The sequence below is a fragment of the Marivita sp. genome (assembly GCF_017643905.1).
Taxonomy (GTDB): domain Bacteria; phylum Pseudomonadota; class Alphaproteobacteria; order Rhodobacterales; family Rhodobacteraceae; genus Marivita.
Map to the genome: position 1 here is coordinate 1 of NZ_JAEPMO010000158.1, position 9,386 is coordinate 9,386.

The 9,386-nt window shown below is 60.2% G+C and carries 11 protein-coding genes; 4 read left to right on the top strand and 7 right to left on the bottom strand.

The features are described from left to right. The 7 genes from JJ869_RS19460 to JJ869_RS19490 all read right to left on the bottom strand — a co-directional run. Window positions 1–873, bottom strand: an 873-nt coding sequence (locus JJ869_RS19460) for a biotin-dependent carboxyltransferase family protein (RefSeq protein WP_292269767.1), incomplete at its 3' end; no start/stop codon positions are given. Then, entirely contained in the window at window positions 866–1,555 is a 690-nt protein-coding gene (locus JJ869_RS19465; protein WP_292269770.1) for an allophanate hydrolase subunit 1, read from the bottom strand. The genes JJ869_RS19460 and JJ869_RS19465, both read right to left, overlap by 8 nt. A 40-nt stretch (window positions 1,556–1,595) precedes the next feature. Beyond that, the gene (locus JJ869_RS19470; RefSeq protein ID WP_292269773.1) at window positions 1,596–2,879 is read right to left on the bottom strand and encodes a TRAP transporter large permease; all 1,284 of its coding nucleotides are present in this window, start codon (window positions 2,877–2,879) and stop codon (window positions 1,596–1,598) included. Beyond that, window positions 2,876–3,424 (bottom strand): TRAP transporter small permease, encoded by a 549-nt coding sequence (locus JJ869_RS19475; protein ID WP_292269776.1) that lies wholly within the window; start codon window positions 3,422–3,424, stop codon window positions 2,876–2,878. Before JJ869_RS19475 ends, JJ869_RS19470 begins: the two co-directional genes overlap by 4 nt. Window positions 3,425–3,458: 34 nt before the next feature. Next, window positions 3,459–4,490: a TRAP transporter substrate-binding protein gene (locus JJ869_RS19480; RefSeq protein WP_292269779.1), complete on the bottom strand. Its 1,032-nt coding sequence runs from the start codon at window positions 4,488–4,490 to the stop codon at window positions 3,459–3,461. Window positions 4,491–4,517: 27 nt separating this feature from the next. Next, window positions 4,518–5,342: a putative hydro-lyase gene (locus tag JJ869_RS19485; RefSeq protein WP_292269782.1), complete on the bottom strand. Its 825-nt coding sequence runs from the start codon at window positions 5,340–5,342 to the stop codon at window positions 4,518–4,520. A 94-nt stretch (window positions 5,343–5,436) separates the two neighbouring features. Further along, window positions 5,437–6,315, bottom strand: a complete 879-nt coding sequence (locus JJ869_RS19490; protein WP_292269785.1) for a LysR family transcriptional regulator — start codon at window positions 6,313–6,315, stop codon at window positions 5,437–5,439. 263 nt (window positions 6,316–6,578) lie between these two features. Between JJ869_RS19490 and JJ869_RS19495 the strand changes: the two genes are divergently transcribed. From JJ869_RS19495 to JJ869_RS19510, 4 genes are read left to right on the top strand one after another with little or no spacing between them, the layout of a single operon-like run. Further along, window positions 6,579–7,376, top strand: a complete 798-nt coding sequence (locus JJ869_RS19495) for a S49 family peptidase (protein ID WP_292269788.1) — start codon at window positions 6,579–6,581, stop codon at window positions 7,374–7,376. Window position 7,377: 1 nt separating this feature from the next. Then, window positions 7,378–7,545, top strand: a complete 168-nt coding sequence (locus tag JJ869_RS19500) for a hypothetical protein (protein ID WP_292269791.1) — start codon at window positions 7,378–7,380, stop codon at window positions 7,543–7,545. Window positions 7,546–7,552: 7 nt separating this feature from the next. Further along, window positions 7,553–8,500 carry a calcium/sodium antiporter gene (locus tag JJ869_RS19505; RefSeq protein WP_292269799.1) on the top strand — a complete coding sequence of 316 codons (948 nt, stop codon included), beginning with the start codon at window positions 7,553–7,555 and terminating at the stop codon, window positions 8,498–8,500. 18 nt (window positions 8,501–8,518) lie between these two features. After that, window positions 8,519–9,298 (top strand): SDR family oxidoreductase, encoded by a 780-nt coding sequence (locus JJ869_RS19510; RefSeq protein ID WP_292269794.1) that lies wholly within the window; start codon window positions 8,519–8,521, stop codon window positions 9,296–9,298. The last annotated feature ends 88 nt before the right edge of the window (window positions 9,299–9,386 follow it).

Below are 9,386 nucleotides of genomic sequence, written 5' to 3' on the forward strand. Positions count from 1 at the left end.
CTCTGCCGCTGACACCGCCCCAAAACGCACCGCGTCGCCCGAGCGCAACTGCACCAATCGGTCGGCATCCGGCGCGATCACCGTCGCGATCTTGGGATACCCGCCCGTGGTCTGATGATCCGCCAAAAGCACCGTCGGCACTCCATCCCCGGACACTTGGACCGATCCCCGGACAATCGGCTCGGACGGGATCGACAACGCCCCTGAAAGAGCCAGTTCAGGTCCTCGCAACCGCATCCCCATCCGGTCATAGGCATCGGTCACCGCAAACCGATCCGACAGAATCCGCTCCAGCGCGTCGCTGGTGAAGTGCTGGTCCTGCGGTCCGGTCACCACCCGCAGTGGTCCGTCCGGCAGAAAATCGGGCGGCGCAATATCGCCCGTCCGCTCTTCGCGCACAGCCGCGCCAGTGATCCCAAACGTCTGCCCAGCCTGCAGCGTCCCCCCGCCGAAACCAGACGTGGCATGCGTCGCCGTGCTTCCCAGCCATTCAGAGGACGCGATGGACCCTGCAAAAGCCAGATACGCCCAACTACCAGTTTTCCCGCCGCGAATGGTGATCCGATCACCTTTTTCAACGGTCAGCACGGTCCACGATCCATGCTTCTGTCCGCGATGCTCGACCACGAAATCTCCGCCCGTCACCGCAAGCGTTACCGTTCCAGAGGCGCAGTGCAGCGCCAGTCCCCCAAGCGAAACCTCGATCGCTGTCGCACCCGCTGGATTGCCCAACGCTGCATGTGCGGCATCAAAGGCGAGCTGATCCATCGGCCCCGAGGCGCTGACGCCATATCGCATATGTCCCGGACGCCCGGCATCCTGCACCGTCACCAAAGGCCCAGCGAAACTCACCGTGAACGTCGCATCAGACATGGGCCACGTCCTTCTGCAAAACCTCGAACTCCGCGCGGTCGATCTGTTCGAACACCACCCGATCTCCGACATCAAAGAGGAACGGGTGCGCGGGGTCGCCGGTTAGGATCGGCGTCGGCGACCGCCCGATGATCGACCAGCCCGTCGGCATGGTCAGCGTGGTCACAAGGCATTGCGGCCCCGCGATGATCACGCTGCCCGCCGGTACGTCACGCACCGGTGTCGGTTTGCGGGGGATTTGGATCTCGTCTGGAATGCCGGACAGGTAGGCGTAGCCTGGCGAAAACCCGTACATCAGAACATCATACCGCCCCGCCAGATGTGCGGCGATCACCGCATCCGGGGGCAATCCCGTTGCCTCTGCAACCGCCTGCAGATCCGGCGCGAAAGGCGCGTCGTAGCACACTTGTACGTGCCGCACCTGTCCCACGTTCTTTTCCACTTTCAGATGGTCGAGCAATTCCCGCAGATGGGCTTCGACTGAAACATGTTCGGTGACGGCCACATCGAACCGCACCAGCAGGTTCACAAGCGCCGGAACGATTTCGATCATGCCAACAGGCGGGTTTGCGGCAATCGCCTTGTCGAGCGCCAAGACCTGCATATGGGCGGCCTCGTCATGGGTTTCGGAAAAGCAGACCAGCACAGCATGATCGGCAACAGGTTTGAACCAAGGCTCCATTGTGGACCTCTTTCAGGCAGTCAGCGGGTAGGGTTGGCGTCTATTGCAGCGCGTTGGGCAGGAAGAGCGCGATACTCGGGAACGCGATCAACAGGAACGCCATTGCCAACATGGTCAGGCAGTAGGGCAACGCCCCCAGCATCACTTCGTTCAAAGATCCAGATTTCCGCGCGCCTTGAACCACGTAGAGGTTCAACCCGACCGGCGGTGTGATCAACGCCATTTCGATCAGCACGATCATCAGGATGCCGAACCAGATCACGTCATAGCCCTGCGCGATCACCAGCGGCACGATGATCGGGATCGTCACCACCATCAGCGACAGCGTTTCAATGAAGAACCCAAGCACGATGTAAAGCACCACCACCACAAGGATTGTCTTGAGTGGTGTCAGACCCAGCCCAGTCATGAACTCGGTCAGCTCGCGGCCCAAGCCCGCCGAGGCCAGCGTGAAGTTGAGAAACGAGGCGCCGATGACGATCAGCATGATCATCGAGGTGATCTTGACCGTACCCATCAGGCTCTCGGTCAGCATCCCCCAGGACACGCCGCCAAACACCAGTGCAATGACCAGCGCCCCGGCGACACCAACAGCAGCCGCCTCGGTTGGGGTGGCCCAGCCGCGATAGATCGAGCCGACGATCAGGCCGAACAGGATCAGGATCGGGATCAGGTCGATCAACGCCCGCAGCATCTGCGGAAACGGAAACGTGCGGCGCACACCGCCAAGGTTTGGACGGATCAGGCAGATCACCGCAGTGACCGCCATGAACGCCACCGCCAGAGCCAGACCGGGGATCAGCCCGGCCAGAAACAGTTGCGGGATCGAGGATTGGGTCAGGAACCCGTAGACGATCAGGTTGATCGACGGCGGGATCATGATGCCCAATGTCCCACCCGCTGCAATCGCGCCGGAAAAGAGCTTGGGATCATAGCCGAGCTTTTCGGCCTGCGGCATCGCAACCGTGGCGACTGTTGCTGCCGTGGCCACCGACGACCCCGACGTGGCCGAAAACATCGTCGCCGTGGCAATATTGGCATGTACCAGTCCACCCGGCAGCCATGACACCCAGCGATCCAGCGCGGCGTAAGTGCGTGTCGCGACACCGCTGCGGACAAGGATCTCACCCAGCAGCACAAAGAACGGAATGGCGATCAGCGTGGCCGAGTTCGAGGCCGACCACACCATGTTCCCCAGACCTCGGGTCAGCGGGAAGCTGGAAAAGAACGTGTCGATTCCGAAACCGAGCAGGAAAAGCACAATCCCGACGGGAATCGACAGGGACAACAGGCCCAGAAGACCAACTGAGACATAGAAGATCATTGCAGGCTGTCCTGTTCCGCGAAGGCCCCGACAAAGCTCTCGGTCTCTTCGTGGCGGCGTTTGAGCAGCAGGCTCAGCGCGGCAAGTGTGACCAACGTCGACATCACCGCAAACCACACCCACCCGGCAAACCACGGTGCCTGCACCCAGGCAAGCGGAGTCTCAAGCGGTGTATTCGCCCGCGATCCGTTGACCAATGAACGTTCCAGCACAGGCCATGACTTGATCGCAATGGTGATGATCACACCCGACATCACCACCATTGAAAATACATCGAACAATGCCCGGACAAACGACCCCGCGCGACTGCGCAGCAGGTCAATGCGGACATGCCCCAACTCCAGAAGCGTAAAGGACATGCCCCACGAGGTCGCGAGCGCCATTGCGTAGCCCGCGATCTCTTCGGTGCCGCCAAGCGACGTGCCGATCTGGCGCATGACGATGTCGAGCAGCACAAACCCCGCGCAGATCAGCAGGCCCAGACCCACCACAAGCGCAACGCCTCGGTTGATCCGCCGCAATCTGTCGATCATCTCAAGTTCCATGTCCGGCACGCCTCCTGATGGCTTCAAAGCAAGATCAGTTGATCGTCACACCGACAACTTTGCCGACGCTGTCGTTCCAACGCGCTGCCCAGTCGCTGCCAGCACGCTCCGCCCATTCGGGCAGCACTTCGCTGGTCAGAATATCCCGCGCGCGTTCGAAATCGGCATCGCTCACCTCGACCAATGTCATCGACCGCGCGTCACCCGACGGGCAGTCGCCATTGCCGGTCAGGCAGGCGATGTCATTGACCAAGGCATCCTGCGCGCTCGCCCATGCCGGGTCTTCAAAACCGGTCTTGATTTCGCTTTCGATCAGCGCCTTCTGATCGTCTGACAGGCGGTACCACTTGTCCATGTTGATCGCGGTCACAACCGAATCCCAGCCGCCAAGCGGGATCGGCAGCAGATGCGTCGATACTTCCCACCAGCCCGCGCTGTATCCCGACCCGGCACCGGTGACGGCACAATCAACCACGCCATTCTGCAACGCGCCCGGCACTTCCGCGAAGGACACGTTCACGCCCTCGGCTCCCAGAGCCTCAAGCAGCTTGGCGGTCATCCGGCCCGAGGCACGCACTTTCAGACCTTCCAGATCGGCAAGGTTGGAAATCTCGTGATTGCAGAACACGACCTGCGGCGGGTAGGGCGAAATTGCCAGCACATGGCTGTTGAAGCGCGCGTTGTAGATGTCTTCGACCATCGGGCGCGCCGCATCAACCATGGCACGGGCCTCGTCGGCGGTCAGCGCGATCAGCGGCACATCCAGCCCTTCCAGTTCGGGCGCGTCGGCCACCGCATAATCCGCCACGGTCATCGCCACGTCATAGACCCCCTGACCAAGAAGCGGGTAGATGTCGGCCAGTCCAAGGCTCATCTGGTTGTGCGTGGTCAACTCAACGGTCAGATCGCCGCCAGACGCCGCAGGCAGCGTTTCGCTCCAGAACGGGGCTTCGTACTGGTTGTGCAGCGGCAGGCTGGACCAGCTTCCGACAACGGACAGGGTTTCGGCAAAGACGGGCGTGGCACACACGGTGCTTGCCATCAACAGAGCGAGCGATTTTTTCATTGGAAAGGTCTCCTTGTTGGATCGGTTTTATGTGTTTTTCAGGATCGGTGTTTCGGCATCTTCGGCCACATCTGCGATCAACATGTGTCCCGGTGAATGCGTGATGCAGAGCGGCAGACCTGCCGCCAGTAGAACATTTTGCGGGGTCACGCCGCAGGCCCAGTAGACCGGCACCTCGCCATCATGGATCTCGACCGCGTCCCCCCAATCGGGCTGCGACAGGTCGTCGATGCCGATATGCGCAGGATCGCCATTGGCAATCGGCGCGCCATGCGCCTGTGGATACCGGGCACAGATCGTGCGGGTCTGCTCGACCTGATGTTCGGGGATCGGACGCATCGTTACCACCATCTGGCCGCCAAACGGACCGGCGGGAACAAGGTCGATGCTGGTTCGGAACATCGGCACGTTGCGACCACTCTCGATATGGCGCACCGGGATGTCATTTCGCATCAGCGCGTTCTCGAACGTAAACGAACAGCCAAGCGCGACGGTCACAAGGTCGTCGGCCCACACATCGCTGATATCGGTGACTTCCTCGCTGAAGGCCCCATCGCGGAACACCCGGTACTTGGACACATCGGTGCGGATGTCGATGTCATGGCCCAAGGTGCGCAGCATCGGATCACCGGTGTCGCCGACACCCACAACCGGGCAGGGCTTGGGATTGCGCTGGCAAAAGCGCAGGAAATCCAGCGCATAGCGTTCCGGCAATATGGCAAGGTTGCATTGCAGATAACCCGCGGCCAGACCTGCCGTGTGCCCGTCATACGATCCGCGACGGATCGCGCCCCGAACCTCTGCGGGCGATGCGCCGATCAGACTGGAATGCGAAACGAGCTTTTCTGCCATGGAGCGATCCTTCATGTGATTGGCTAAGCATCACACGGCGCTCCGTTTTCATGCAAATTATCATTTTGTATCAAGATTGATAAAGATAATTGATCTACTTGGGGTGCGTTCTGTCCCACTCAATCGCCACCTCGCGGGCAAATTCCGCACTTCTTTCAACAAGAAAGCTTCGAGGCTCGGATAAGTACGATGCGGTGAATGCCAAGGGCTGAGGGTGGAAACCCGGATCGAATTCGACGATCTGCCCGGACTTCAGAAAATCATCCGCAAGTGCCCGCGGGTAGGGACCAACAGCGATTCCCGCCGCAATCATCTTGAGACTCGCGGACAGCGACGCCGAGGTGTAAATCCGCAGCTTCGGCCCCACCCGGCGCGACAATTCGGACATCAATTCCCGGTAGGGCCGTGTTTTGCTCGCATAGGAAATGACCGGGATCTTGCTCAGGTCGGTCTGCGGGTTCGCCGTTGACCGATACCAGTGCAGATCGAAGGTTGGGAGCGGCACATTCTCAACCGAAAACTCGGAGATCGGTCCCATCAGCAGCGCCAGATCAAGGCTCCGTTCCAGCAGCGCGGACCGCAGGTTCAACGAGATGTCAACGGTCAGATCGACGTTCACCCGTGGATAGTGCTCGCTGAAGGTCTTGAGGAACTCCGGCAACCACGCCTGCGCGATGGTCTCGGACGCCCCGACGCGAAACAGCCCTTCGGTCTCAGACGGATTGGCGACCCGCTGTTTGATCTCTTCCTCCACGAACAGCATCTGTTCTGCATAGGACAGCAACAGCGTGCCATGCTTGGTCAGGATCAGATCACCGGGGCCGCGTTCGAACAGCGGAACCTTGAGTTCCTGTTCGAGATTGGAGATGCGCGTCGATACGGCAGGCTGGGACAAATGCAACTTGTCGGCGGCTTTGCGAAAGCCGCCAAGTCGCGCCACCCAAAGGAAAGTTCGGATCTGATCGAAGGTCATGGTCTTTCATAGAATTTATCAGTCCGGCCACAAAACGATAAATTGATTGGCGGTCTCGGCTTGGGACTTGCCCGGAATCCGAAATCCGAAAATTCGCCAAAGGTTAACAAAGGGTTAATAGGGCCGATGTGGCCCCAATGTTTCGCGCGCTAAACAATAGGTCATAAAGGATGCCGTTCTGCCCTGCGACCATCGCCCCACAGGGTGGCCATATTTCGTGCCATGCCTTGTATGCCCCTCACCTGCATTCTACATGGGCCGGTATGAAGCGCTTTATTCCATTTGTGAAATCCGACCCCACAGTCGCTGTCGTTCGGATGCAAGGTACGATTGCTGCGGGGTCACGTGGGACCCTGAGCGACGCAAGCCTTCGGACTCTTCTCGAAAAGGCGTTTCGCAAGGGCAAGCCCGCCGCGGTCGCGCTCGAGATCAATTCGCCGGGCGGATCGCCTGTGCAAAGCTCTCTGATCGGCGCACGCATTCGACGTTTGGCTGACGAAACCGAAACCCCGGTCTATGCCTTTGTCGAAGATGTTGCTGCGTCGGGCGGCTACTGGATCGCCAGCGCCGCCGATGAAATCTACGCCGATCCGGCCTCCATCCTTGGCTCCATCGGTGTCATCTCTGCCGGGTTCGGTGCGCATGTGTTCCTGCAACGGCAGGGTATTGAGCGCCGCGTTTACACGGCGGGCAAATCCAAATCCATGCTCGACCCGTTCCGCCCCGAGAGTGAAGAAGACGTTGCGCGCCTGAACAAGTTGCTGGGCCAGTTGCACGAAACCTTCATCAATCAGGTGAAGACCGGCCGGGGTGCAAAACTTGCGGACAACCCGGATCTTTTCACGGGCGAGATTTGGGTGGGGCAGGGCGCTGTCGATGTCGGTCTGGCGGATCACATCGGGCATCTTGTTCCGGCGATGAAAGAGCGTTTCGGCGACAAGGTGAAATTCCGTCGCTACGAACAACGCCGCCCCTTCCTCAGCCGTTTCGGCGCGAAACTCACCGACGACGCGCTTGGTGCCATCGAAGAACGCGCTGAGTTCGCGCGCTACGGGCTCTGACGTGATCAGCAAGATCGTTCTACTGTTCCTCGTTTTCATCGCCGTGCTGGCCATGTTCGGCAAGCTGCGCATCCCTGGCGCAAAACGTCTGGCCAGCGCCAAGTGCCGCAAATGCGGACGTTATCGCATCGGCAAAGGCCCGTGCCCCTGTACCGGAAAGGCAAGCTGACATGGCGATGATCTGGGGGGGTGTCGTCATCGGTCTGGTGATCCTGCTGTTGGCAGGCGACGCGCTGGTCAAGGGTGCGGTCAACCTGTCATTGCGCATCGGTATCCCCGCGCTAATCGTCAGCCTGACCGTCGTTGCCTTTGGCACCTCCGCGCCCGAACTGCTCATCTCGATCAAGGCGGCAATGGAAAACGTGCCGGGCATCGCGCTTGGCAATGTGGTGGGCTCGAATACTGCCAACGTCCTGTTGGTTCTGGGTATCCCTGCCTTGCTGGCTGTGATGCACACCAGCGAATGCGACACGCGCAAAAGCTATGTGATCATGCTGGCCTCGTCCGTGCTGTTCATTGCTCTGGCGTTCCGCGGTGTATTCGACTGGATTGCCGGGATTGTCCTTCTGGTCGTCCTTGCGGTGATCCTGGGTGACTCCGTGCGCGAAGCGCTGGCCCACAGACGCGCAGGTCAAGAAGCGGACGATGAAGAAGAACCCGAAGGCGCTGACCCGGACATGCCGTGGTGGAAGATCATCCTCTACCTCGCCCTTGGCCTCGTGGGGCTTCCGTTGGGCGCAGACCTGCTTGTCGACAGCGCGGTTGAGATCGCGACGATCTTCGGTGTCAGTGACACGGTCATTGGACTGACCCTGGTCGCCTTGGGCACCTCGCTGCCAGAGTTGGCAACCACCGTCATGGCGGCGCTGCGGCGTCAGGCGGATGTGGCGCTGGGCAACGTGATCGGGTCGAACATGTTCAACCTGCTGGCCATCATCGGTGTCGCCTCCCTGATCGCTCCGATCCCGGTCGATCCCGAATTCTTGCGCTTTGACCTGTGGGTCATGCTGGGTGCATCGATCCTGATCTTTCCGCTGGTGTTCCTTGCCAAAGACCTGACGCGCCTCTGGGGTGTGGTCTTGTCGGCGCTTTATCTGGGCTACATTGCGCTTGTCATCATGTAAGCGCAAAGGGCAGACCTCATGAGCAAAGCATTGATCACAGGCGCAGGAAAACGGCTGGGGCGCGCGATGGCGCTCTACCTTGCGGATCGCGGCTTTGATGTTGCCGTGCACTACGCCAGTTCTGCCGATGAAGCCGAAGAGGTGGCCGAACTGATCCGCGCCAAGGGTCAGCAGGCCTGCACCGTAGAAGCCGATCTGTTGAACGAGGACGAGACACAAGCTCTGACCGACGCCGCGATTGCGGGCATCGGCGGGCCGTTGACAGTTCTCATCAACAACGCCTCGATCTTCGAATATGACAATATCGAAACGGCAACCCGCGACAGTTGGGACCGGCATCTGGAAAGCAATCTGCGCGCACCCTTCGTGCTGACCCAGCATTTCGCAGCGCAACTGCCCACCCCCGAGATCGACGACATGAACGAACCGGTTGCACCCGGTCTGGTCATCAACATGATCGACCAGCGGGTGCGCAAGCTGACGCCGGAGTTCATGACCTACACGATTGCCAAGATGGGACTGTGGGCCTTCACCCAGACCGCTGCGCAGGCCCTCGCGCCCGCCTGCCGCGTCAATGCGATCGGTCCCGGCCCAACCTTGCGGGGCGGTCGCCAGAGCGAGGCGCATTTCGCCAAGCAGCGTGCCGCAACGGTGCTGCAACGTGGCTCGAACACATCCGACATCACAGGTGCCTTGGGCTACTTTCTCGACGCGCCGGGGGTCACGGGACAGTTGTTGTGCGTCGACGGCGGACAGCATCTGGGATGGCAGACACCGGATGTAATCGGGGTCGAATGATGCCTCCGGAAAACAAGTTTTGCACCGTTCACGTTGACGTTACGAAAGCGTTACGAAAGTGTTATACCGCGCTTACCCCAGAACCCGA

What these genes read in the sequence shown, in the direction of transcription:
- JJ869_RS19470 (WP_292269773.1), bottom strand. Translation starts at nt 2,879, where the DNA reads ATGATCTTCTATGTCTCAGTTGGTCTTCTGGGCCTGTTGTCCCTGTCG.
- JJ869_RS19475 (WP_292269776.1), bottom strand. Translation starts at nt 3,424, where the DNA reads ATGGAACTTGAGATGATCGACAGATTGCGGCGGATCAACCGAGGCGTT.
- JJ869_RS19480 (WP_292269779.1), bottom strand. Translation starts at nt 4,490, where the DNA reads ATGAAAAAATCGCTCGCTCTGTTGATGGCAAGCACCGTGTGTGCCACG.
- JJ869_RS19505 (WP_292269799.1), top strand. Translation starts at nt 7,553, where the DNA reads ATGATCTGGGGGGGTGTCGTCATCGGTCTGGTGATCCTGCTGTTGGCA.
- JJ869_RS19465 (WP_292269770.1), bottom strand. Translation starts at nt 1,555, where the DNA reads ATGGAGCCTTGGTTCAAACCTGTTGCCGATCATGCTGTGCTGGTCTGC.
- JJ869_RS19485 (WP_292269782.1), bottom strand. Translation starts at nt 5,342, where the DNA reads ATGGCAGAAAAGCTCGTTTCGCATTCCAGTCTGATCGGCGCATCGCCC.
- JJ869_RS19510 (WP_292269794.1), top strand. Translation starts at nt 8,519, where the DNA reads ATGAGCAAAGCATTGATCACAGGCGCAGGAAAACGGCTGGGGCGCGCG.
- JJ869_RS19490 (WP_292269785.1), bottom strand. Translation starts at nt 6,315, where the DNA reads ATGACCTTCGATCAGATCCGAACTTTCCTTTGGGTGGCGCGACTTGGC.
- JJ869_RS19495 (WP_292269788.1), top strand. Translation starts at nt 6,579, where the DNA reads ATGAAGCGCTTTATTCCATTTGTGAAATCCGACCCCACAGTCGCTGTC.